At 63.8% G+C, this 24303-nt stretch carries 20 protein-coding genes; 7 read left to right on the top strand and 13 right to left on the bottom strand.

Annotated elements, in window-relative coordinates:
• Positions 1-18: 18 nt before the first annotated feature.
• The 7 genes from JN279_RS11115 to JN279_RS11085 form a co-directional block, all read right to left on the bottom strand.
• The gene (locus JN279_RS11115) at positions 19-1125 is read right to left on the bottom strand and encodes an ABC transporter substrate-binding protein (RefSeq protein WP_202352759.1); all 1107 of its coding nucleotides are present in this window, start codon (positions 1123-1125) and stop codon (positions 19-21) included.
• Positions 1126-1368: 243 nt separating this feature from the next.
• Positions 1369-2541 carry an iron-containing alcohol dehydrogenase gene (locus JN279_RS11110; RefSeq protein ID WP_202352758.1) on the bottom strand — a complete coding sequence of 391 codons (1173 nt, stop codon included), beginning with the start codon at positions 2539-2541 and terminating at the stop codon, positions 1369-1371.
• An 18-nt stretch (positions 2542-2559) separates the two neighbouring features.
• Complete coding sequence (locus tag JN279_RS11105) at positions 2560-3948, bottom strand: aldehyde dehydrogenase family protein (protein ID WP_202352757.1); 1389 nt, start codon at positions 3946-3948, stop codon at positions 2560-2562.
• Between the two features lie 87 nt (positions 3949-4035).
• Entirely contained in the window at positions 4036-5406 is a 1371-nt protein-coding gene (locus JN279_RS11100; RefSeq protein ID WP_096450007.1) for a glutamine synthetase family protein, read from the bottom strand.
• 88 nt (positions 5407-5494) lie between these two features.
• Positions 5495-7051, bottom strand: a complete 1557-nt coding sequence (locus JN279_RS11095) for an amino acid permease (protein WP_202352756.1) — start codon at positions 7049-7051, stop codon at positions 5495-5497.
• 208 nt (positions 7052-7259) lie between these two features.
• A complete protein-coding gene (locus tag JN279_RS11090; RefSeq protein ID WP_096450011.1) occupies positions 7260-8798 on the bottom strand; it encodes an amino acid permease in 1539 nt (512 codons plus the stop codon).
• Positions 8799-8820: 22 nt separating this feature from the next.
• Complete coding sequence (locus tag JN279_RS11085; protein WP_202352755.1) at positions 8821-9639, bottom strand: N-formylglutamate amidohydrolase; 819 nt, start codon at positions 9637-9639, stop codon at positions 8821-8823.
• A 136-nt stretch (positions 9640-9775) separates the two neighbouring features.
• Here JN279_RS11085 and JN279_RS11080 point away from each other — a divergent pair, with 136 nt between their 5' ends.
• The 3 genes from JN279_RS11080 to JN279_RS11070 all read left to right on the top strand — a co-directional run bounded on the left by JN279_RS11080 (position 9776) and on the right by JN279_RS11070 (position 15093).
• Positions 9776-10603 carry a MurR/RpiR family transcriptional regulator gene (locus JN279_RS11080; protein ID WP_202352754.1) on the top strand — a complete coding sequence of 276 codons (828 nt, stop codon included), beginning with the start codon at positions 9776-9778 and terminating at the stop codon, positions 10601-10603.
• A gap of 201 nt (positions 10604-10804) precedes the next feature.
• Positions 10805-11965, top strand: a complete 1161-nt coding sequence (locus tag JN279_RS11075; RefSeq protein WP_202352753.1) for an efflux RND transporter periplasmic adaptor subunit — start codon at positions 10805-10807, stop codon at positions 11963-11965.
• The gene (locus JN279_RS11070) at positions 11962-15093 is read left to right on the top strand and encodes an efflux RND transporter permease subunit (RefSeq protein WP_202352752.1); all 3132 of its coding nucleotides are present in this window, start codon (positions 11962-11964) and stop codon (positions 15091-15093) included. The genes JN279_RS11075 and JN279_RS11070 overlap by 4 nt, the downstream gene beginning before the upstream one ends.
• A 3-nt stretch (positions 15094-15096) precedes the next feature.
• Here the strand turns inward: JN279_RS11070 and JN279_RS11065 are convergent, their stop codons facing one another.
• The 6 genes from JN279_RS11065 to JN279_RS11040 form a co-directional block, all read right to left on the bottom strand.
• Positions 15097-15507, bottom strand: a complete 411-nt coding sequence (locus JN279_RS11065) for a GtrA family protein (RefSeq protein ID WP_202352751.1) — start codon at positions 15505-15507, stop codon at positions 15097-15099.
• Positions 15504-16322, bottom strand: coding sequence for a ChbG/HpnK family deacetylase (locus JN279_RS11060; RefSeq protein WP_096450023.1), 819 nt, complete (start codon positions 16320-16322; stop codon positions 15504-15506). The genes JN279_RS11065 and JN279_RS11060 overlap by 4 nt, the downstream gene beginning before the upstream one ends.
• Positions 16319-17293 (bottom strand): glycosyltransferase family 2 protein, encoded by a 975-nt coding sequence (locus JN279_RS11055; protein ID WP_096450025.1) that lies wholly within the window; start codon positions 17291-17293, stop codon positions 16319-16321. The genes JN279_RS11060 and JN279_RS11055 overlap by 4 nt, the downstream gene beginning before the upstream one ends.
• Positions 17286-18482 (bottom strand): glycosyltransferase family 87 protein, encoded by a 1197-nt coding sequence (locus JN279_RS11050; RefSeq protein ID WP_202352750.1) that lies wholly within the window; start codon positions 18480-18482, stop codon positions 17286-17288. The genes JN279_RS11055 and JN279_RS11050 overlap by 8 nt, the downstream gene beginning before the upstream one ends.
• 205 nt (positions 18483-18687) lie before the next feature.
• Positions 18688-19725: a zinc-binding dehydrogenase gene (locus JN279_RS11045; RefSeq protein WP_202352749.1), complete on the bottom strand. Its 1038-nt coding sequence runs from the start codon at positions 19723-19725 to the stop codon at positions 18688-18690.
• 58 nt (positions 19726-19783) lie between these two features.
• A complete protein-coding gene (locus tag JN279_RS11040; protein WP_202352748.1) occupies positions 19784-21025 on the bottom strand; it encodes an acyl-CoA dehydrogenase in 1242 nt (413 codons plus the stop codon).
• A 114-nt stretch (positions 21026-21139) separates the two neighbouring features.
• Between JN279_RS11040 and JN279_RS11035 the strand changes: the two genes are divergently transcribed.
• Genes JN279_RS11035 through JN279_RS11020 form a run of 4 tightly spaced genes read left to right on the top strand, consistent with a single transcriptional unit; the run spans position 21140 to position 24300 of the window.
• A complete protein-coding gene (locus JN279_RS11035) occupies positions 21140-21955 on the top strand; it encodes an SDR family oxidoreductase (protein WP_202352747.1) in 816 nt (271 codons plus the stop codon).
• Between the two features lie 39 nt (positions 21956-21994).
• Positions 21995-22480: a MaoC family dehydratase gene (locus JN279_RS11030; RefSeq protein ID WP_010911413.1), complete on the top strand. Its 486-nt coding sequence runs from the start codon at positions 21995-21997 to the stop codon at positions 22478-22480.
• Positions 22477-23511, top strand: a complete 1035-nt coding sequence (locus tag JN279_RS11025; RefSeq protein ID WP_202352746.1) for a phosphotransferase — start codon at positions 22477-22479, stop codon at positions 23509-23511. Before JN279_RS11030 ends, JN279_RS11025 begins: the two co-directional genes overlap by 4 nt.
• A 12-nt stretch (positions 23512-23523) precedes the next feature.
• Positions 23524-24300 (top strand): SDR family NAD(P)-dependent oxidoreductase, encoded by a 777-nt coding sequence (locus JN279_RS11020; RefSeq protein WP_202352745.1) that lies wholly within the window; start codon positions 23524-23526, stop codon positions 24298-24300.
• Positions 24301-24303 lie beyond the last annotated feature (3 nt).

Genomic DNA, 24303 nt, shown 5'->3' with positions numbered 1-24303 from the left:
CCCGGTGGATCTCAACTGTTACTTGACGTTGGCGCCGACAACGGCGTCCCAGTTCTTGGTGATGGCTTCCTTGGCCTTGCCCTGCTCGTCAAGCGTCGGGAACACCGCGGCCGCATAGGACTCAGCCGGCGGCAGCTTGGCCAACACGTCCGCAGGGATCTTGCCGTTCTTGGCGAGATCGTTGAAACGGATCGGGTGGCAATAGCCCTTCAGCCAGGCGATCTGGCCTTCGTCGGAGTAGAGGTATTCCAGCCAGAGCTTGGCCGCATTCGGATGCGGTGCGTAGGCACTGATTGCCTGCACGTAGACACCGGCGACGACACCGGTCTTCGGCACGACGACGTCGACGGGCGGGTTGCCCTTCAGCGTGTCGCGGCCGGCGAGCGCGTTGTAGTCCCAGGTGACGAGGATCGGGGTCTGGCCCTGGGCCAGCGTCGCGGCCTTGCCGATGACCGGCACGAAATTGCCGGCGGCGTTGAGCTTCTTGAAGAAGTCGAGGCCAGCGGTGCCGGCGGCTTCTCCAGCAGCCGCACCCGACGACAGGCCGGCGGCATACACCGCCTGGATGGCCTGGTTCGAGGCGCGCGGATCACCGGCAAGAGCAACCGAGTTGGCGAATTCCGGCTTCAGGAGATCTGCCCAGTCCGTCGGCGACGTCTTCACCAGGTCCTTGTTCACCTGGAAGGAAAGCACGCCGTAGTAGTCGCCCGTCCAGAAGCCGTCGGCATCCTTGGCGCTGTCGGGGATCGAGTCCCAGGTCGACACCTTGTAAGCCTGGATCAGGCCGTCCTTCTTGGCGGACGGACCGAAGGACAAGCCGACGTCGATGACGTCGGGCGCCTGCGGGCCCTTGTTGTCCTTGTTGGCCTTGATCGCCTCGACCTCGTCGCCGGAACCGGCATCGGGGTTGAGTTCGTTGATGGTGATTTCCGGATACTTCGCCTTGAAGCCGGCGATAACGTCGCCGTATCCGCACCAGTCGTGCGGCAGGGCGATGGTGGTGAGCTGGCCCTCGGCCTTCGCGGCCTTGACGAGATCATCCAGCGAAGCCGCGGACGAAATCACCGACGACACCATAAGGGTCGCGGCCGAAAGGGAAAGCACCTTCCCCGTGAATTTGAACATGTGTTCTCTCCGTTGAACTGACGCCGTTGGACGCCTGCGATGCGGTATCGTTTTCATGTGACAGCCAGATGAAAGCTTTATGAAACCGGCTGCTCGCAGTGCGAAAAAGTAAACTCTTTTTAACCGGTTGTAGCAATCGCCTCGCAATTCTTTTTCCGGCTAATTAGTTTGTGCCTTGCCCTTCATCCCCTCCCCTTGTTTTTGTACCCCTTTTTCAGATCAATTTCCTATGCCGAAAACGTCTCAGATCGTACCGGCAATGGCATTTTCCAGCAGCGTCAGCGCCGCCTTCTTGGTCAGCTTGACCGGGTTGCCGCCCGCTGTCGGGTCGACCACCGCCATGTCGGCGATCAGCGCCTTGCGCTTCTTGTCCATATCGAGCCCCTTGATCAGGCTAGGCAGCGCGTGCGGCACCTTCAACTCCTTGCGCAGCTTGATGACCGCCTTGGCGAAGCCGTCAAAGCCACCCTTGATGCCGCAATAGGCCGCGAGCCGGGCGATACGCTCCTCGATGGCGTCACGGTTGAAGGCCAGCACATAGGGCATGAACACGGCGTTGGTCATGCCGTGATGGGTGTCGTAGAGCGCGCCGATCGGATGCGACAGCGAGTGGATGGCGCCCAGTCCCTTCTGGAAGGCGGCAGCGCCCATGGCCGCCGCACTCATCATATGGGCGCGCGCGACAAGGTCCTTGCCGTTGGCGTAGGCCTTCGGCAGGTTTTCGAACACCAGCCGGACACCTTCCACCGCAATACCGTCGGCCATGGGGTGATAGCCCGGCGCGCAATAGGCTTCGAGGCAGTGGGCGAGCGCATCCATGCCGGTGCCGGCGGTGATGAAAGCCGGCATGCCGACCGACAATTCCGGATCGGCAATGACGATCGCCGGCAAAAGCTTCGGATGGAAGATGACCTTCTTGGTGTGCGTTTCTTCATTGGTGATGACACCGGCGCGGCCGACTTCCGAGCCTGTGCCTGCCGTGGTCGGCACGGCGATGATCGGCGCGATGGCGTCCGAATTGGCGCGCGTCCACCAGTCGCCGACATCCTCGAAATCCCACACCGGCCGCGTCTGACCCGCCTGGAAGGCGATCAGCTTGCCGAGATCGAGCGCCGAGCCGCCGCCGAAGGCGATGACACCGTCATGCTTGCCCTTCTTGAACACGGCGATGCCGGCAGTGAGGTTGGAATCGACCGGGTTTGGCTTCACCTCGGAAAACACGCCATAGGGCACCTTGGCATCGTCGAGGATCTTCAGCGTCGAAGCGACGACCGGCAGCTTGGCCAGCCCCGGATCGGTGACGAAGAGCGGCCGCTTGATGCCGGTGGCATCAAGCACCTCAGGCAGTTCCTTGATGCGCCCGGCGCCGAAGCGGACGGTGGTGGGGTAGTTCCATTTGGAGATCAGCTTGGACATTTTTTGTCTTTCGAAAAATCAGATGGCTTCGCGCAGGTGGAAGGATTTCGGGCGGGTCAGATTGTCGTAGCCGATGGCCGACAGTCCCGCGCCCTTGCCGGTGTCCTTGACGCCGGTCCAGACCAGCGCCGGATCGAGATAGTCGCAGCGGTTCATGAACACCGTACCGGTCTCGACGCGGTTGCCGATCGCCACCGCATGCTCGGTGTCGCGGGTCCAGATCGAAGCTGTCAGCCCGTATTGACTGTCGTTCATCAGCGCGATCGCCTCCTCGTCGTTGCGCACCTTCATGATGCCGACGATCGGGCCAAAGCTTTCCTCGCGCATGACGCTCATCTGATGGTCGACTTCAGTCAGCACTTCCGGTGCCAGGTAGGGCGAGCCGGCCTTGTCGTTAGCCACCTTCATGTTGATGTGCGCCTTGGCGCCCTTGCGCAGCGCCTCGGCCTTCTGCTCGCGGATCAGGTCGGCGAAACGCGCCTGCGCCATCGGCCCCATCGTCGTCGCCTGTTCCAGTGGATTGCCGACGACATAGTTCTTGGTCTCGGCGATGAAGCCCTCGACGAACTCGTCATAGACCTTCTCATGCACATAGACGCGCTCGATGCCGCAGCAGCACTGGCCGGAATTGTAGAAGGCGCCGTCGACCAGATTGGCAACCGCATGATCCATCTTGGCGTCGGGCAGCACATAGGCCGGATCCTTGCCGCCAAGCTCGAGGCCGAGCGTCATGAACGTACCCGCCGCCGCCTTTTCGATGGCGCGGCCGCCGCCGACCGAACCGGTGAAGTTGACATGGTCGATCTTGCCGGAGCCAAGCAGCTTCTCGGTCTGGGCGTGATTGAGCACGACATTCTGGAACACGCCCTTGGGCAGGCCGACCTTGTCGAAGGCCTGCTGAAAACGCTCGCCGACCAGCAGCGTCTGCGCCGCATGTTTGAGGATGACGGCGTTCCCGGCCATCAGCGCCGGCACGATGGTGTTGACGGCGGTGAGATAGGGGTAATTCCAGGGCGCGATCACCATGACCACGCCGAGCGGATCTTTTTTCACGTAGCGCCGGAAGCCGTCCTTGGGATTGGAGGCTGGTATGGATTTGAGCGCCTGCTCGGCGATCTCGACCATGTAATTGGTGCGCTCCTTGACGCCGCCGAACTCGCCGCCATAGCGCACCGGACGCCCCATCTGCCAGGCGATCTCCGGCACGATCTCGTCGGTCATCGCCACCAGCGCTTCGAGCATCGCCAGAATGTACTTGCCGCGCTCGACGATCGGCGTCTCAGCCCACTTCTCCTGCGCCGCCTTGGCGCGCTCGACAGCGGCATTGATCGCCTGGTCCGTGGCCACGGGCCGCTCGGCATAGATCGAGCCATCGATGGGGGATATCAACTTGACCGTTTCGGTCATTCCTTCAGTCCTCGCACTTCATGAAATCTTGATTTTGACGTCGCCCGCCATTCAGACGATGGCTAGGGAGGGCGACGCCGACATAGTTTAGTACCGCTCGAAACCCCTGTGCAGTTCCCAATCCGTAATGCGGCGGTCGTATTCGAACTGCTCCCACTTGGCGGTGTGGACATAATGTTCGAGCACGTCCTCGCCGAGCGCCTCTTTCAGCATCTTCGACTTGGCCAGCGTTTCGGTGGCATCGCGCAACGTCTTCGGGATCTCGGGCAGGCGCGAGGCCTGATAGGCGTCGCCGACGAAGGGCTTCTGCAGTTCGAGCTTCTCGTCGATGCCGGCAAGGCCGGCGGCGATCAGCGCCGCGAAGGCGAGATAAGGGTTGAGGTCGGCGCCGCCGATACGGCATTCCATGCGGATGCCCTTGGTGCCCTCGCCGCACAGGCGGAAGCCGGCGGTGCGGTTGTCCTCGCTCCACATGATCTTGGTCGGCGCGAAGGTGCCAGCCTGAAAGCGCTTGTAGGAGTTGATGTAGGGCGCCAGGAACCAGGTGAATTCCTTGGCGTATTTCAGCTGGCCCGCCCCCCATTGCTGGCCAAGCGTCGACAGCGTCCAGTCCGCCTTCTTGTCGAAGAACAGCGCCGTCTTGCCGTCAGCGCTCCACAGCGAATTGTGGATGTGGCTGGAGTTGCCGGCGAGCCCGTAATTGTACTTGGACATGAAAGAAATCGCCTTGCCTTCGGACTCGGCGATCTCCTTGGCGCCGTTCTTCAGGATGACGTGGCGGTCGGCCATGTCGAGCGCCTCGGCATAGCGCACATTGATCTCTTCCTGGCCCGGACCCCACTCGCCCTTGGAGTTCTCGATCGGGATGCCGGCGGCTTCCATCTCGTTGCGAAGCCGGCGCATGACGCCTTCTTCCTTGGTGGTGATGCCGATCTGGTAGTCGCCAATATAGGGCGAGGCCGTGTCGAGGCCCTGCCAGTGCTTCTTGCGGGCGGAATCATAGGTCTCGTTGAACAGATAGAATTCGAGTTCGGAAGCGAAATAGCCGATATAGCCACGCTCTGTCAGCCGCTTCACCTGCTTCTTCAGGATGGCGCGCGGCGAATGCGGCAGGTCGTCATGGGTGTGATGGTCGAGCACGTCGCAGATCACAAGTGCCGTCTTTTCCAGCCACGGAATGCGCCGCAGCGTGGCCAGGTCCGGCTTCATGACGAAGTCGCCATAGCCCTTCGACCAGCTTGCCGCCTTGTAGCCGGGCACCGGCTCCATATCGATGTCGGCGGCCAGGAGATAATTGCAGCCATGCGTTTCATCATGGGCGGAATCGACGAAGTACTGAGCCAGGAACCGTTTTCCCGCCAGCCGGCCCTGCATGTCGACGATGCAGGCCAGCACCGTGTCGATCTCACCGCTGGAGACCGCTTTCTTCAACTGATCGAACGAGAAATTTCCGGCCATTCCTTTGGCACTCCAGCGCTTGGTCATTGAAAGGGAGAAACGAAGCCATGGCCGGCTTGACGTCGGCCATGGCTGTGAAGGTTGAGGCTCAGTGGCCGGTCTCGCCGACCGCCTGTTCCGCTGCCTTGATCGCCGCCTGACGCGCGGCGATGATGTCGCCGAGCGGCGGCCCCTGGAAGCGGTTGCGCTCGAAGGCGAACCAGACAATCGCCGTCAGGATGAAGAAGCCGACGGTGATGTAGAGCGCCCAGTCGTTCGGAGGCTGGATGCCGATGACAAAGATCAGGATCATCGACATGATCGACAGGACGGCAAACAGCATGAAGACGCCACGCCCCATGTTCCACGGTCCCATTTTGTCCCACTTCGGCGTGCCCCAGGCCAGCATGCCAAGCACGATCGGCACGGTGAAGGACAGGAACAGGAAGATGACGGTGCACGACACCACGATGGTGTAGGCCGAGGTGCCGGCAACCGAAACCAGCGTCGAACCCCAGACGAACAGCACCGACAGGATCGACGCCGTCCAGATCGCCGCCACCGGCGTGCGATAGGTCGGGCTGACCTTGGCGAGTGCCGAGGAGCCCGGCAAGCCACCGTCACGCGAGAAGGCAAAGATCATACGCGAGGCCGACGTCACCGTGGCGAGACCGCACAGCAGCTGCGAGACGAACACGACGAGGTAGACGAACTCCTTGACGCCGGGGCTGACACGCTGGTCGAAAGCCCAGAAGAACACGTTCCAGCCCTGCTTGGCGGCATCGTCCATGTTGGGGATCATCAATACGAAAGCGGCGAGGAACAGATAGCCGAAGATCGCCGACCAGACGACCGACATCACCATGGCGCGCGGCACGGAAGAGGCCGCCTTGATGGTTTCTTCCGATGTGTGCGCGGAAGCGTCGTAGCCGGTGATCGTGTAGATCGGCAGCAACAGGCCGAGTGCGAACACCCAGGCATTCGACACCGACGGCCAGACACCGCCGCCGGCGTCACCCGAGTAGTTATGGAAGGTGAACAGGCGGCTGAAATCCCAATGTTCGGCCGAAATCAGGCAAACCACCGCGATCAGGATCGAACCGAAGAAGATCAGATAGCCCGAAAAATCGGTCAGCTTTGCCGTCAGCTTGATGCCGAGATGGTTGATCAGCGCCTGGGCGCCGGTGATGATGACCAGGAAGATCATCTGGTTGGTCAGCGTGCCCTCGATGCCGAGCGCCGGTCCGAAGGCGCCGATGAAGAACGTCCACGTGCCGACATTGATGGCGCCGAGCACGGTGATCAGGCCGAGCAGATTGAGCCAGGCCGTGACCCAGCCGGTGCCGCGATTGCCAAGGATCGAGCCCCAGTGATAGAGGCCGCCGGCGGTCGGATAGGCCGAACTGATCTGCGACATGGCGACGGCGAAGGTCAGCGACACGAAGCAGCCGACCAGCCAGCCGACGCCGATGCCGATGCCGCCGGCTCCCGACGTGCCTTGCGCCAGCGAATTGATGCCGCCCGACAAGATGCAGATGATGGAGAAGGAAACCGCGAAATTCGAAAAGCGGCTGAGACGCCGCTCCAGCTCCTGGGCATAGCCCATGCTGTGGAGGTGTTTTACGTCCTCCGCCTTGTCTGAATCTGTATAACCGGGTGTTGTCATCTCGGAATTCCCCTATGGTTCTCTGCTGGACCGGTCCTGCATACAGACGATGCAGGCCAGCACGGCGTAAATCCCCTCGCCGGAAACTTTTTCTTCAACGGATCGGACAAGAAATTCCCGGCCACTTGATAACATCTTTCAAACTGAAAACTCATGGTCGACGGGGTGCCCGATCGGCCTGAGCCGATCGGGCGATATTGCCTTGCCGTTAGCCGGCTGTCTGGCCGACCGCTTTTTCCGCAGCCGCGATCTCCGCCGCGCGACGAGCAATGTCGGCACCGATCGGCGGACCCTTGAAGCGGCGCGATTCTATGCCGAACCATAGAACCACGAGCAGAATGATCAGTCCGATGGCGTAGTTGATCAGGATGTCGAAGGGAGGCTGGATGCCGGCATACATCAACACCAGGACACCGAGCACGGTGATGACCGCGAACGGCTTTGACCAGACGCCGAGACGGAACGGACCGAACTCAGTCCAACTCTTGCCTTCCGCAAGAAGTCCGGCTGCGATCGGCATGGCATAGGAGACGTAAAGGAAAAGAGCGCAACCGGCAGCGAGCGCCGCGAAAGCCGGCGAATAGAGCGTGGCGGCGATCGAGAGCACCACGCCGAGCCAGATGGCAGGCACCGGCGTGCGCCAGGTCGGCGAAACCTGCTTCCACAAGGACGACCCAGGCAGACCTCCGTCACGCGAAAAGGCGAAGATCATACGCGAGGTCGAAGTGAGCCCGGCCAGCGCGCACAGATAGTTCGACAGCACGATGGCGATGCCGAGCAGAGCCTTCAGCCAGGTTGGCGCCGGCAGGTTGTTGAACAGGTTGAACCAGGCGTTGCCACCATCCTTGGCGGTCGCGACCAGATCGGGGCTGGCGAGAACGAAAGAAACCGCCATCACGAAGCCGAAGACGAGAGACCACAGCACAGCGTGGATCATGCCTCTAGGCACAGCGACACGGGCGTTGTGTGTTTCCTCGGCGGTGTGCGCCGAGGCATCGAAGCCGGTGATCGTGTAAAGCGGGTAGAGAAGGCCGATCAGGAAGGCCACGAGCGCCGTACGAGCCGTCGGAACATAGCCACCACCGGGATCGCCGGTCGTGTTGACGAAAGTCGTCAGCCGCGCAAGATCGAAGCCATGCGCGCCCCAAATCAGGAAAGTCAGCGTCAGCACGACTGCAACAACGAGGATGAGATAGCCGGAAAAGTCAGTCAACATCGTCGTCGTCTTAATGCCGAGATGATTGAAGAGGCCTTGGGTGACGGTAATCAAGACGACTGCCGCCGTCTGCTGCCAGAAGCCCCAGGTCGATGTGTCCCAACCGAAGATCGGACCCGCGACGAGCCCTTGAAATAGCAGATAGACGCCGACATTCACCGAAGCCACGACGAAGATCAGGCCAAGCAGGTTGATCCAGGCCGTTGCCCAACCCCAGCCGCGTCCACCGAGAATCGACGACCAGTGATAGAGGCCGCCGGCGGTCGGATAGGCCGAGCCGATCTGGCCGAGCGAGGCCGCGACGATAAGAGCGAAGACACCGCCGATGACCCAGCCAACGGTCGCCTCGAAACCGCTGCCGGTACCCATGGCCAGCGGAAATGAGGTGATGCCACCGGCCAGAATGCAAATGATCGAGAAGGATATGGCGAAGTTGGAGAAGCCGCTCATGCGGCGGGCCAGTTCCTGGGCGTAGCCCATACTGTGAAGGATCTTTACGTCCTCCGATTTCTCTGTGTGATCCGTTGTCATGCTGGAGTTCCCCTTATGGTTCTTAGCTGGCCGATTGAACTGACTTTCCCATTGCGCGTTGTCGAGAGCCCTTGGCCTCCTCCGGCTCCAGATCCGAAAAAATGCCCGTGAGCAGATCCGCCCATTTCCGCTGCCCGGCTTCGCCGGCGATTTCGTCGTTGCGGATTTCGATCATCGCGCAGGGCAGCCCGCGCGAGCGCGCATGCCGTTCCAGCGTGAAATAGACGCGGTCGGCCGGCGAATAGGGTTCGTTGACGCCGACGGTGACGCCGGCAAGCCGCTTCAGCGCCGATATCAGCGGCGACGCCAGCCGCTGATCGTCATCGTGGATGATGCCGATATGCCAGGGCCGGTTGCGGCCCTTGTAGACCGGGGTGAAGGAGTGCACTGAAACCAGGCGGGTCTCCTGCCCGCGCGCCAGCCTGCCGTCGACAATCTGCTCGATGGCTGCATGAAACGGCTGCCACGAAAGTGCAACGCGCGCCGCGCGCTGCTTTTCCGACAGCCCGGTATTGCCCGGTATCGCCGTGGTCTCGCTGACCGGCGGCACCAGGTCTGGCGCGTCGAGCGGTCGGTTGCAGTCGATGACAAGGCGAGAAATGCGGGTTTCAACCAGCGTCGCGTCGAGCGCCTCGGCCATGCGCAACGCAACCGGCAGCGCGCCTGGGTCCCAGGCGATGTGGCGGGACAGGTCCTCGACGGCAAGGCCCAACGTTCCGAATTCGGCGGGCAGGAAATTGGAAGCGTGGTCGCAGGTCAGCACGAATGGGCTTGACCCGCCTGGGTTGGTCACCCTCACGGTATCAGACGATGCAAGGCTGGCGGGCCGTGCTTTCTCCATAGTCTGCCGTCCCCGGGGAGCGCTGTATCGTATGTTACGTATTTTGCCTCATTGCGTCCCTATGGATGATTTCATACAGTTTGTCCGGCTTTGTCAAATGCGATCTCGTGGGCCAAGCCAGTGGGTGGGGGAAAAGATGATTTCCAGCATTGCCGAACTGATCGCCGACCGCCTCGGCACGATGCCGGCCGGCGAACGGCGCGCGGCGCAGACGCTGATTGCAAGCTATCCGATGATCGGCCTGAAGACGGTTGCCGAATTCTCGGCCGCAGCCGGCGTCTCCTCGCCGACAATCCTGCGTTTCGTGGCCCGGCTCGGCTTCCAGAACTATCCGGAATTCCAGTCGAGCCTGCAGGACGAACTGGCGGCGCAGCTGCAGTCGCCGGCGATACGCACGCTCAACCCGCCCTTGCCCGGTGGCGGCACGGTCTCGCCGATGCTGGAAGCGACGCTCGACAACATGCGCGAAACCTTCCGCCACCTCTCCGACAAGCAGCTTGCGGACATCGCCGCGCGGCTTGCCGACCGGCGTGGCAAGACGTTCCTGATCGGCGGCCGTTTCACCGATCCGCTGGCGCGTTACATGGCCGCCCACCTCGCTGTCATCCAGCCAGATGTCTTTCACCTGGCCGGCCAGGAGAGCATGTGGCGCGACAGGCTGATCGACATGGGCAAGCGCGACGTGCTGGTGATCTTCGACATCAGGCGCTACCAGGACAGTCTCGTCCGCTTCGCCGAGAAGGCGCATCAGCGCGGCGTCCAGATCGTGCTGTTTACCGACCAGTGGCTGTCGCCGATCGCCCGTTTTGCCCGCCACGTCATCGCCGGACGAACCGCGGTGCCGTCGGCATGGGATTCCTCGGCCGCGCTTTTCGTCGTCGCCGAAACGCTGATCGGCGCCGTCACCAGACAGCTCGAGGCCGACGGCGCCCGCCGCATCCGCGAAATGGAAGGCCTGCGTTAGCAGGTCCCGGCCAATTACATCCGGCTCCAACCGCGCGTCCCGCGTTCACGTTACCGAGATTTAATGTGCACGATTGCGTGATAATTGCCATAAACCGGTGATACCGGGATGTGGCGTGGCCAGGTTGCGCCGCCAGCCCTTATCGTCGCTGCATCCGCTTCCACCTGGAACCGGCAGACGATTTCTGCCGCTGGAGTATCGATGCCGAGTTGGAAGCAGATTGTCCTTGCGTTCGTGATCGTGGTCGCCGCCGCGGCTGCGTGGGCGCGCTTCTACCCCGGCGCTCCGCAAGTGCTGGCGCGCTGGGGCATCGACTGGGCCTATGGCGCGACACCTCCAGTAAAGGACACGGCGGCGGCTGGCTCCCGGCGAGCGGCGCGTAACGGCGCCCAGATTGCCACCATCGTCGCCGCGCCGGCCGGCAGCGCGACCATCAACGACCGCTTGCAGGCGATCGGCACCGGCCGCGCCAACGCCTCTGTGACCGTCAATCCATACAGTTCCGGCCGCCTTGCCGAACTGCTGGTCGAATCCGGTACGCATGTCGACAAGGGGCAGATCATCGCCACGCTCGATTCCGAGACCGAGATCATCTCTCAGGACCGGGCCAAGCTCGCTCTGCAGGATGCGCAATCCAAGCTTGACCGTGTCAAGTCGCTGCGCGCTTCCAATGCCGCGACGCCTGTCGCCGTTGCCGACGCCGAGGTGGTGCTGGCTGGCGCCAAGCTGGCGCTTCAGGATGCCGAGCTTGCGTTGCAGCGCCGCTCCATTCTGGCTCCTATCGCTGGCACTGTCGGCATCCTGCCGATCTCGGCCGGCAACTACGTCACCAACCAGTCGGCGATCGCCACGCTCGATGACCGCTCCTCGATCCTGGTCGATTTCCAGGTGCCGGAGCGCTTCGCCGCCGCCGTCAGGGTCGGCGCGCAGCTGACGGCGACGCCGATCGCAAATCCGAGCAACGCCTATACCGGCACGGTGTCGGCCATCGACAACCATATCGACGAGAAAAGCCGCACGCTGCTGGTCAAGGCCAAGATCGCCAATCCCGCCGATTCGCTGCGCGCCGGCATGTCGTTTTCCATCACCATGAAATTCCCCGGCGAAACCTATCCGGCCGTCAGCCCGCTGGCGATCCTGTGGGGGTCGGACGGCGCCTATGTCTGGCAGATCGAGGACGGCAAGGCCAAACGCGTGCCGGTGCGTATCATCCAGCGCAACACAGAGACCGTGCTGATCGACGCCCAGATCGACAGCGGCGACATGCTGGTCACCGAAGGCACGCAGAGCGTCAGCGAGGGCGGCGAGGTCCGCATCGCCGGCCAGGACCGGCCCGCCGCCAACACCGCCGAAGGCTCATGACCGGCCCCGTCAACGCCGCCAGCGATACCGGCTTCACCGCGCTCTTCATCCGCAGGCCGGTCATGGCCTTCGTGCTCAACGTCCTCATCGCGGTTGCCGGCCTCGCAGCCTTCTACGGCGTCGAGATCCGCGAATTGCCGGACGTCGATCGTGCCGTGGTCACCGTTTCGACCACCTTCGCGGGGGCTGCCGCCGAAACCGTCGACCGCGAACTGACCGACACGATCGAGGGTGCGGTGGCCCGTGTCTCCGGCGTCAAGTCGATCTCGTCCTCTTCCTCCTTCGGCCAGAGCCGCGTCACCATCGAATTCAACGACGGCGTCGATCTCAACGTCGCCGCCTCCGATGTGCGCGATGCCGTCGGCCGCGTCGCCAACCTGATGCCGGACACCGCCGATCCGCCGCGCATCGTCAAGGCCGATGCCAATTCCGACCCGGTGATGCGGCTGGCGGTGACCTCGGACAACATGTCGATCCAGGACATGACCGTCGTGGTCCAGGACCAGATCGAGGACGAACTGGCCGCCGTACCCGGCGTCGCCGACGTCCAGGTCTATGGCGACCGCGCCAAGATCTTCCGCATCGACATCGACCAGAACAAGCTCGCCAGCCTCGGCTTCACGGTCGCCGATCTCAGGGCAGCCCTGGCCTCCGTCGCTTTCGATTCCCCGGCTGGGTCGATCACCACCACCAACCAGGACCTGATCGTCCGCACGACCGCCGACGTAACCACGCCCGAGGAATTCGAAAACATTATCATCGGCGGCACGACGCGCATCCGCGACGTCGCCACCGTCACGCTCGGCCCCGATGTCGGCCAGACCGCGCTGCGTTCCGATGGCAAGACCGGCATCGGCATCGGCGTCATCCGCCAGGCGGAATCGAACACGCTGGACATCTCGACCGGCGTCCAGGCCGCCGTCGCCAAGCTGCAGGAAAACCTGCCCAAGGGCATGGCGATCAAGATCACCAGCGACGATGCCGTCTTCGTCAAGGGCGCGGTGCACGAGGTCGAGATCGCGCTCGGCCTGTCGGTGACGATGGTGCTGATCGTCATCTACATCTTCCTGCTCGACTGGCGTGCCACGCTGATCCCCGGCCTGTCGATGCCGGTCGCCATGATCGGCACCATCGCCGCCATTTATCTCGCCGGCTTCTCGGTCAACATCCTGACGCTGCTTGCCATGGTGCTGGCGACGGGCCTTGTCGTCGACGACGCCATCGTGGTCCTGGAAAACATCGTGCGACGACGCAATGAGGGCATGGGGCCACGCGCGGCCGCCGTGCTCGGCGCGCAGGAAGTGTTCTTCGCCGTCGTCGCCACGACGCTGACGCTGGTCGCCGTCTTCGTGCCGATCTCCTTCCTGCCGGGCCAGACCGGCGGTCTGTTCCGCGAATTCGGCTTCGTGCTTGCCATGTCGGTGCTGCTGTCCTGCGTGGTGGCGCTGACGTTATGCCCGATGCTCGCCTCGCGCATGCTGACCAGCGCCTCGCTCCATCACGAGGGCGGCCACGGCATCGGCGCCCGTATCGGCGGCGCCATGAATGCCGCCTACAAGCGCACCCTGCACGCTTGCCTCGATGCCCCCTGGATCGTGGTTCTGGTCGCGGTGCTGTTTGCCGGCATCGCCTTCGCCCTGTTCGGCACCATCCGCCAGGAGCTGACGCCGACCGAGGACCGCGCGGCCGTGCTGTTGCGCATCAACGCCCCGCAAGGCGTCAGCCTCGACTACACGACGCAGCAGATGCAGAAGATCGAAAAACTGATCCAGCCGATGCGCGATTCCGGCGAGATCCGCTCGACCTTCGAGAATGCCGGCCAGAACGGCTCCTACAATTCCGGCTTCATGGTGATGACGCTGGCGCCCTGGAACGAGCGCAGCCGCAGCCAGCAGGAGATCATGGCTGAGATCAGCCAGTTGACCAAGCAGGTGCCGAGCGTGCGCATCTTCCCGGTGCAGCCCAACAGCCTCGGCATCCGCGGCGCCGGCAACGGTTTGCAGTTCGCGCTGGTCGGCAATGACCGCAAGGCGCTCGGCGACGCGGCGGTGAAGATCATCGCCGAGATGCAGAAGGATCCGCGCTTCCAGACGCCGCGCCTGTCGATCGACCCGACGCAACCGCAGCTGGCCGTCGCCATCGACCGCGAGCGTGCCTCCGACCTCGGCATCGACATATCAGGCCTCGCCAACACCATGCAGGCCATGCTCGACGGCAACGACGTCGTCGACGTCTACATCGCCGACCGCAGCTATGGCGTGAAGCTGGTCTCGACCACCAATCCGATCAACGATCCGACCGATCTGGAAAATGTCTTCCTGAAGACGGCCGATGGCCGCTTCGTGCCGATGTCGACCATCGCCACGCTGACCGAGCGCGCCGTGCCGCCGTCGCTGTCGCGTGAGCAGCAGCAGCCGTCGGTGGCGATCACCTCCAACCTTTCAGGCAATTTCGCGCTTGGTGATGCGTTGAGCCAAGCCGAGGAGATCGCCACGCCGTTCCTGCCGCCGGGCAGCCGCATCCTGCCGCTGGCCGAGGCCGCGACGCTGGGCGAAACCAACAGCGCCATGGTCACCATCTTCGGCTTCGCGCTGGTCATCATCCTGCTGGTGCTGGCCGCCCAGTTCGAAAGTTTCGTCAGCGCCGTCATCATCATGGCAACGGTGCCGCTTGGTTTGGCCTGCGCCATCTTCGCGCTGCTGCTGTCCGGCACCAGCCTCAACGCCTACAGCCAGATCGGCCTGGTGCTCCTGGTCGGCGTCATGGCCAAGAACGGCATCCTGATCGTCGAATTCGCCAACCAGCTGCGCGACCGTGGGCTCGGAGTGCGCGAGGCGATCGAGCAGGCCTCGATCATCCGCCTGCGGCCGGTGATGATGACGATGATCTGCACCATCCTTGGCGGCGTGCCGCTGGTGCTGGCCGCCGGCGCGGGTGCCGAGGCACGCGTGGCGCTCGGCTGGGTCATCGTCGGCGGGCTCGGGCTGGCCACCATCTCGACACTGTTCCTGACGCCAGTCGCCTATCTCCTGCTTGGCCGCTTCGTCACCCCGAAGACCCATGAGGAGACACGCCTCAAGCGCGAGCTCGAGGAAGCCGCTTACGTCGGTGTGGAGCCGGCGGAGTAGCTGCTACTTCAGCAACCGTCCTTCGATCGACCAGCGCGCGGCAAGGAAATTCAGCACCGCCGCCACGATGACACCGACGATCTTCGCCGGCCAGACGCCGGCGATGCCGGCGAACAGCGCGATCGACAGGCTGGAGACGCCGAGCGAAATCAGCGCCCCAAGCGAGACGAAGCGCAGGAAGGCGTCATGCAGCCGGATGGCCTGGTTGCGTTCGAACGACCAGAAACCATTGGCCACGAAAGAGAAGACGACGGCGATCGACCATGAGACGACGTTGGCCGGCAGCGGCGGGACATGCAGCTTGAGCAGCAGGAAAAAGCCGGCAAGGTCGATGGCCGTGTTCACCAGCCCGACTAGGGCAAAGCGCACGATCTTGCTGCCGGTCGAACGGCGGGGCTGGTCGGCGCCACTCATCCCTTGCCGTCCATGATCTCGACGCCGGCGCGGGCGAGGCTCGCACCGAACGCGTCCGAAGCCAGCGCCGCGTATTCCACCTCGCGCACGCCTTGCATCGGGTCGCGCGCCCGCAGCGTCTCGTCGACATGGCCGGGGTGGCACATGAACAGGCCTCGTTCCGGCAGCGCCTCGACAGCGGCCTGCAGAACCGGCTCGAACCGTTCGGGTTGCCGCCAGTCATAGATACCGGTCAGCGGCGCGAAAAGGGTGAACCCGGCGCGCGCCATCGAGCGGTTGAAGCCGGCAGCCACGGCAGCGATTGCCGCGACTTTCGGCGCCACGGCGGCATTGCCCAGCGCCGGCGCACCGCGCAGCGCCGGCCTGCCGCCAGCTTCGGAAAAATGCGCCCGCAGCCATTTGCGCACGACAGGCAGGAAATGCACGTGCTGGTGCCCGTCTATGAAGTCAGGTTGGCGGCCAAGCGCTTCGACGAAGCGGCTGTACTGCGCGTCGAGCTCGGCATGGACATCCCGCTCGTCAATGTTTCCGCGCAGGACCGGCAGTGCCAAGGAACGCAGCGGCGGCAGCCGGCCTTCCGGCGCCAGGCTCGATTGGCCGGTGGTGGCCGGCTGGTCGGTGAGGGTCAGGTGCAGCCCGACCGCGGCACGGCCGCACAGCAGCTTTATACGCGCCGCCGCATCCGGCCATTCCGGAAAGCCGGTCATGCAACTGGTGCCGGTCAGCCGGCCGCGATCGAGCAGGTCGAGAATTCCGGCGGAGACGCCGGGTGCCAGGCCATAGTCGTCGGCGATCAGGCGGATGCGCCGCGTCATGCGCCCGGCGGCCTGTCCGGAACGTCGCCACGCACGACATCGCGCACGATATAGACCGGCCGGTCCTTGCTTTCCGAGAGCGTGACCCAGACATATTCGCCGATCAGGCCGAGCAAGGTGAGATTGAGGCCGCCGAGCAGGACGACGGCGACCATGAGGCTGGGATAGCCGGGGACGGCGATACCGTAGAACAGCACCTCGAAGAACACCTTGGCGCCGTAGATGATGCCCGCCAGCGCCGCCAGCATCCCGCTCAGGCTGATGATGCGCAGCGGGATAACGGAAAACGACGTAAACCCTTCCAGCGAGAAGGCGATCAGGTTGAGCCGGCTCCATTTCGAGGTGCCGACAGCGCGGTTTTCCGGCGAATATTGTATGGCTTTCTGGCGGAAGCCGGCCCAGGCGAACAGGCCCTTGTTGAAGCGCCGCTTGTCGCGCAGGCTCGTCAGCGCGCGCACCACGGCGCCACGCATGACGCGGAAGTCACCGGCATTTTCTGGAATGTCGAAACGCTGGCTGCTGTTGATCAGGCTGTAGAACAGCTTCGCCAGTTGGCTGCGCCGCCAGCTGGCCTCGCGGCGGTCGTTCTGCGCGAAGACGACATCGATATCCGGGTTTTCCACCAGCTCGGCGATCATCCTCAGGCTGGTGTCCATCGAATGCTGCAGGTCGGCGTCCATGACCAGCGCCATGTCGCCGCGCGACTGGTCGAGGCCGGCGAGCACCGCGACCTCCTTGCCGAAATTGCGGCTGAGCCGCACGATCTCCCAGGAGCCCGACAGCGCCCGCGAGAACCGCTCGGCGCCATCATCGCGGCTGCCATCGTCGACTAGGATCTTGTGGACTTCGATGCCGAAGCGCTGCGACACCTGGGCTTCAAGCTTGTCGAGCAATGCGGCAAACGCCGATGCCGATTGCGCCTCGTTGAAGAACGGCGCCACGATATCAAGAACGGGCCGCGACTCAGCCATTTGCGACAGGCCTTTCATTCATCACTTTGTCTCGCGTCACCTTGTCTCGTGCCCCCTTGTCTCCTGCGTTCGCCCAGAACCACCAGATCAGGGAGCCGGCGACAATGGTAACCGCGATCGGCCGGAACCAAGGATACGTGAAATCCTGGATATGGCGCTCGATGCCGGTCAGCCCCGTCAGGAACAGGGTCACCGCTAGCACCGACGCCAGTGCACCGCCGCGTTCCTCGCGCCACAACAAGGCGACAGCGAGACCGGCGGGCACGGCGATCATGGCATAGGTGTTGGGCTCGACGCGCGGGTTGAAGACGCACATGTAGAACGTCGCCGTCAGGAAGATGGCGAGACCAGCCGTTCCGCGTTCGAGCTTGCGATCGAACCAGATGACGGCTGAAAGCGTAAACAGGGCCATAACGATGCGCACGATCGTGGCGCCGAATTCCGGGATGGGCAGCCCCACACGGGTAAACGGCGCCGTGAAGTCGGTGGGGACGAAATGGCTGGTGTTGTCGACGGCCATCGAGGTCAGCATCTGGCCAAAAACACGATACTGGTCGTTGAGATAGCTTGCGGGGGCGAAAGCGTAGGGCAGTGCGAGGACGAACAGCACCGCCAGCACCAGCACCGGTATCAGCCGCAGGCGCAGGGCGCCCACCAACAGCAGCATGATGATCGCGGTCGGCTTGGCGATGATCGCGACCGAAGCCCAGAAGAAGGTTTCGGCGCGCCGCCCTTCGAGCGCCGACAAGGTGAGAAGCCAGCAAGCGCCGGTCAAGAGGATCGTCGCCTGGCCGTTGCGGATCGCCCCCAGCGCCATCGGCAGGGCAAGGAACAGCCCAAAGGACAGCAACCATGGCAACTCCCCGTCGCCGAGCTTGCGCACCTGCCGCATCGCGGCGAAGGTCAGCACCGCGAAACCTATGACATGCCACACCAGGCCGCCCAGATGCGGGCCGAGCTTGAACAGCGGAACATAGAGCGCGGCAAAGGCCGGCGCGTAGAGATACCCCATCTCGGACTGGAGATCATAGAGCGGCCGGCCGGCCAAAAACTCCTGGCTGCCATATCTGTAGGCCGACAGCACGCTACGCGTGTCAGGCGCCAACAGAACGAGGACAAGAACGACCAGGAACGCTCCGATCCACAGGCCAAGTCCCAAACGGTCGAAAACCGGCTTGGACATCGTCATCAAGACACCCCACAACACCCGGAACAGGTTCGGTCCAGCACTGTCCCGGCATTCGATGGCGGCGGCATATCACGGACAAAGCGGCGAGGCATAGGGGCTGAAGGACGCGCTTATGAACTCGACAGGCGCTGCGGATGGGTGGACGCCCGCGCGTCCTAACCGGAAAGAGGCCTCGAAAAGCTCCCCGGCACCGCTTCGAATGGCATCAAGGCCGGATGAAAACCTTGCCGTTGGGCTTGGCCAGTTCGGCCGGCACCCGCGCGATTGCCTCGGCGAGCGGCACGACAGCCGTCACGTCGGTCGACCAGCGCCCGTCGGAGAAACGCTTCTGCGCTTCCAGGATCGCCGGACCGCGCCGCTCCCTGGATTGCCGCATCCATTCGCTCAGCCAGAAGCCTTCGATATGCTTGTGTTGGAAGATCAACTGGCCGGGCTCTCGGATGATGGTGGCGTCGCTGTCGAGCCGACCATACATGATCCAGCGCGCCCGTTTCGGCATCGCATGGAAGATGGCTGAGGCCAGCGGCCCGGTGACCGCGTCGAGGAAGATGCGCGGTTGTTCGGCCTTCATCACCTCGCGCAGCGTGGCCTCGAAATCCGGCGCCTTCTCGTTCAGCACATGGGCAGCGCCGATCTCTTTCAGAAGCGCAATCTGCTCGTCGCGGCGCACGGTGACGATAGGCCGAAACCCTTCCTCCTTGGCCAGGCCGATGATCAGCTTGCAAAGCTGGCTGGCGCCGGCGGTCATGATGAAGGCCTTTTCGCCCTCCTGTTTGACGATGTCGAACATGGCGATCGCGGTGAGCGGATTGACGATCATTGCCGCGCCATCCTCGTCGCGCACCGTGTCGAGCAGCGGAATGCAGGCTGCCGCCTCGGCGACGGCATATTCGGCCCACGAACCCCAATTGCTGAGGCCGGTGGCGAAGGCGACGCGCTTGCCGACGAGGCTTTTTGCATAGGGCTCGTCGCCGCCGGCGACCACGGCGCCGACGCCCTCGAAGCCGGCCGGCCGGCCCTTGGCGCGCGGCTGGCCGTACTGGCCCTTAATGAAGGCGACATCGGACGGATTGATTGAAGCCAGGCTGACCTTGATCAGCACCTGGCTCGGTCCGGGCGCCGGCACCGCGATGCTGCCCGGCACGAGATAAGGCTCCATTGCCTCCAGCGCACTGCCGCTGGGCGTCTTGGTGTAGCCGTCGCCGACCAGGAGCAGTGCCTTCATTTCGGAGGGAATGGTCATCGGTGACACTCCTTGGTTGTTGGCGGAAGGACCATGGCGCAGCGGACCGAGCTGCTGTTCAGACCTTCTCCTGCGTGTATTTCTTCAACTCCGTCCGCGCCACCTGGCGGCGATGCACGGCGTCGGGCCCGTCGGCGAGGCGCAATGTCCGCAAATGCGTCCACGAGCGCGCCAGCGGGGTGTCCTGGCTGATGCCTTGTGCACCGAACATCTGCACCGCCTCGTCGGTAACCTTGAGCGCGACGCGCGGCGCGATGACCTTGATCTGGCTGATCCAGGGGGCAGCGGCGCGCGCATCGCCCTGGTCGATCATCCACGCCGCCTTGAGGCAGAGCAGCCGCGCCATCTCGATGTCCATGCGGCATTCGGCGATGATGTCGAAATTGGCGCCGAGTTTCGCCAGCTTCTGGCCGAAGGCCTCGCGGCGCACGGAGCGCTGGCACAGCATCTCCAGCGCCATCTCGGCCTGGCCGATGGCGCGCATGCAGTGATGGATGCGGCCGGGGCCAAGCCGGCCCTGCGCGATCTCGAACCCCCTGCCCTCGCCGAGGATCAGGTTTGTTGCCGGGACCCTGACATTGTCGAAGCGCAGGTGCATGTGGCCATGCGGCGCGTCATCGTCGCCATAGACCTGCATGGCGCGGACCTTGGTCACGCCCTTTGTGTCCGCGGGCACCAGGATCATCGAATGGCGGCGGTGCCGCGGCTCGCCGTCGCCGCCGGTCCGCACCATGACGATGTAGATGGCGCAGCGTGGATCGCCGGCGCCTGAGGCCCACCATTTCTCGCCGTTGAGGACATAGTCGTCGCCCTGCCGCTCGCAGCGCATCGAAATGTTGGTAGCGTCGGACGAGGCGACATCGGGCTCGGTCATCAGATAGGCCGAGCGGATTTTCCCGTCCAGAAGCGGTTCAAGCCACGCTTTCTTATGGTCGGCCGAGCCGTAGCGCTCCAGCACCTCCATATTGCCGGTGTCCGGGGCCGAGCAGTTGAAAGTCTCCGCGCCGAGATGCGCCTTGCCCATTTCCTCGGCGAGATAGGCATATTCGACGGTGGAAAGGCCGTAGCCGCGCTCCGAGCCGGTCAGCCAGAAATTCCACAGGCCGCGCTCTTTTGCGGTCTTCTTCAGCCCTTCGAGGATCTCGCTCTGGCGGGCGCTGTAGGTCCAGCGGTCGCCCGCCTTGCCCACCTCGCCCAAAAATTCCTTGTCGAGCGGCATGATCTCGTCGCGCACCATGGCCGCGACGCGCGCGTGGACCGGCTTCAGCCGCTCGGTCATGCCGAGATTCATCTCCGTCATCGGTCGCTAACCCTTCATAGAGGCCCGGCAATTTACCCGTGGCAAGGATGACCGTACTTCGGATAGCCTTGTCAACGCGAACTCTTTGCCCAGGGCAAAGCGCGGAGGATTGGAATGGCCTATCTCGACGAGCTGTTTTCGGTGGCCGGCAAGACCGCGCTGGTGACGGGCGCGGCGACCGGCATCGGCCGCATGGCGGCGACAGCGCTGGTCAAGGGCGGCGCCAGCGTCATGATCGCTTCGCGCAAGGGCGAGGACTGCATCAGGGTCGCCAATGCGCTGAACGGGCTCGGCGCCCCTGGCCGGGCCGAGGGCTTCGCCGGCGACGTCTCCAGCGAGGCTGGCATCGCCGCACTCGTCGCCGAGGTCAAGGCGCGGACCGGCAAACTCGACATTCTGATCAACAATGCCGGCGTTTCCTGGGGCGCGCCGCTCGAGAGCTTCCCCTATTCGGCATGGGCCAAGGTGCTCGGCGTCAACGTCACCGCGGTCTTCCATCTGACGCGTGAATTGCTGCCGCTGCTGGAAGCCGCCGCCAGCGATGCCGATCCGGCCCGCGTGATCAATCTCGGTTCGGTGATGGGCACGCAGCCGCTGGCCGACGACGCCTATTCCTACACGGCGTCCAAGGCCGCGGTACATCATCTGACACGTACGCTCGCGCTCGAGTTCGCCGCCCGGCGCATCACCGTCAACGCCTTTGCTCCCGGCCCCTTTCAGAGCCGCATGACGGCCTTTGCCACCGGTACCGATGAACAGGCCAGACACGTCGGCAGCCATGTTCCGATCGGCCGTATCGGCGCAGCGGATGACATTGCCGGCGCAACGCTCTATTTGTGCAGCCGTGCAGGCAGCTATGTCACCGGCGCCATCCTGCCGATCGACGGCGGGCAGTCGGTGCAGCATGGATTGACCTTGTTCAAGGAATGACATTTTCCGGCCGTAGAAGCCGGAGGTGAACTGGAGGACATGAGCGTGGAACCGATCAGTCTCGACGTGCTTCTGGCCAGTGTCGGCAAAGAAGTTGGCGTGTCGCCGTGGCGGGTGGTGACGCAGCGCATGATCGACCAGTTCGCCGACGCCACCGACGACCACCAGTTCATCCACTGCGACCCTGAGCGGGCCAAGCGCGAGACGCCGTTCGGCGGCACCATCGCGCATGGCTTCCTGTCGCTGTCGCTGCTTTCGGCCATGACCTTCGAGACCATGCCGCCGCTGGAAAACAGCAAGATGGGCGTCAACCACGGCTTCGATTCGCTGCGCTTCCTGGCCCCGGTGAAGACCGGCGCGCGCATCCGCACCCGTTTCGTGCTGGCCGACGTGAAAGTGAGACCCTCGGGCTGGGTGCAGACGGCGCACGACGTGACGATCGAGATCGAGGGTTCGAAGAAACCGGCTCTGACCGCCCGCTGGCTGACGCTGACGCTGATCGAACGCCAGCCCGAGACCGCATGAGCGACGCGAACGCGCTCGACCAGGCAGCGCTTGCGCCTTACCTCGAGGCTGAAATCCCGGGTTTTTCCGGGCTCGCGTCAATCGAAAAGTTCAAATCCGGCCAGTCCAACCCGACCTATCTCATCACGGCGGCCAGCGGCCGCTACGTGCTGCGCGCCAAGCCGCCGGGGCAGTTGCTGAAATCGGCGCATCAGGTCGACCGCGAATTCCGCGTGATGAAGGCGCTTGCCGGCACCGCCGTGCCGGTGCCGGCAATGCTGCATCTGTCGGAGGAAGACTCGCCGATCGGCCGCATGTTCTATGTCATGGATTTTCTGGACGGCCGCATCTTCTGGGATCCGGCATTGCCCGAGGCGCGCGACAATGACGAGCGCACCACGATCTACGACGCCATGAACGGCACGCTCGCGGCCCTGCACGATGTCGACGTCGACGCCGTGAGTCTTTCCGATTTCGGCCGGCCGGGCAATTATTTCGAGCGGCAGCTGGCGCGCTGGACCAGCCAATACCGCGCCTCGGAAACCGACGCCATTGCCGACATGGACGGGCTGATCGCCTGGCTGGAAACGCACATGCCAGCTGATGACGGCCTGATATCGCTGGTGCATGGCGACTACCGGCTGGACAATCTGATCTTCGCGCCGGACCAACCAAGGGTCATTGCGGTGCTCGACTGGGAGTTGTCTACGCTTGGCCACCCCTTTGCCGACATCGCCTATCAATGCATGCAGTGGCGTCTGCCGCATGCATCGGGCTTTCGCGGCTTGGGCGGTATCGACCGCGCCGCGCTCGGCCTGCCTTCCGAAGAAGACTATGTCGCCGCCTATTGCCGGCGGCGCGGGCTCGGCGGCATCGGCAACTGGACCTTCTTCCTTGCCTTCTCCTTCTTCCGTCTGGCGGCGATCTGCCAGGGCGTCTACAAGCGCGCGCTGGACGGCAATGCCTCCAATCCCGAAAAGGCCAGAACCTATGGCGAGGCGGTGAAGCTGCTTTCGCACCTCGCCGCCAGACTGATCGACAAGCAGACATAGTGAGGAGCCATGATGGGCCGCTTTGACGGAGCAACGGTCCTGATCACGGGTGCCGCCGGCGGCCTCGGCCGTGGTGCCGCGAAAGGCTTTGCCGCGGAAGGCGCCCGGCTGGTGCTGTCGGACATCGACGAAAAGGCGCTCGCCGATCTTGCCGCGACCTTGCCGGCCGAAACCGCGATCCTGGCCGGCGACGTGGCGGACGAAAAACTGTCCGAGGATCTGGTCAAGCTGGCGGTCGAAAGATTCGGCCGGCTGGATGTCGCCGTCAACAATGCCGGCATCGTCCAGAGTTTCGTGCGCCTGCCGCAGGTGCCGTCGGACGAGGCTCGCCGCGTGCTGGAGATCGACCTGCTCGGCGTCTTCTATGCCATGAAGCACCAGATCCCGCAGATGGAGCGGCAGTTCAAGGCGACGGCCAAGGGCGGCGCCATCGTCAACATCGCCTCGGTTGCCGGGCTGGTGGGCGCGCCGAAACTCTCGGTCTATGCCGCCGCCAAGCACGGCGTCGTCGGGTTGACCAAATCGGCGGCCGCCGAATATGCAACCAAGGGTGTGCGTATCAACGCCATCTGCCCGGCCCACACCAGGACAGCGATGGTCGACAGCTTCGTGCGTGTCTCCGGCGCGCCGGAGGCCGAAGCATTGGCCGAGCTGACGCGGGGCGTGCCGATGAAGCGCGTGGCGGAAGTCGACGAAATCACCACCGCCATCCTGTTCGCCGCCGATCCGGCCAACTCCTTCATGACCGGCCATGCGCTGGCCGTCGACGGCGGCATCGGCGCCATCTGACCC

The organism is Mesorhizobium sp. 113-1-2, from assembly GCF_016756475.1.
GTDB lineage: Bacteria > Pseudomonadota > Alphaproteobacteria > Rhizobiales > Rhizobiaceae > Mesorhizobium > Mesorhizobium loti_C.
The sequence above is the reverse complement of the archived record's forward strand: the minus strand, read 5'-3'. Positions and strand labels throughout refer to the sequence as shown.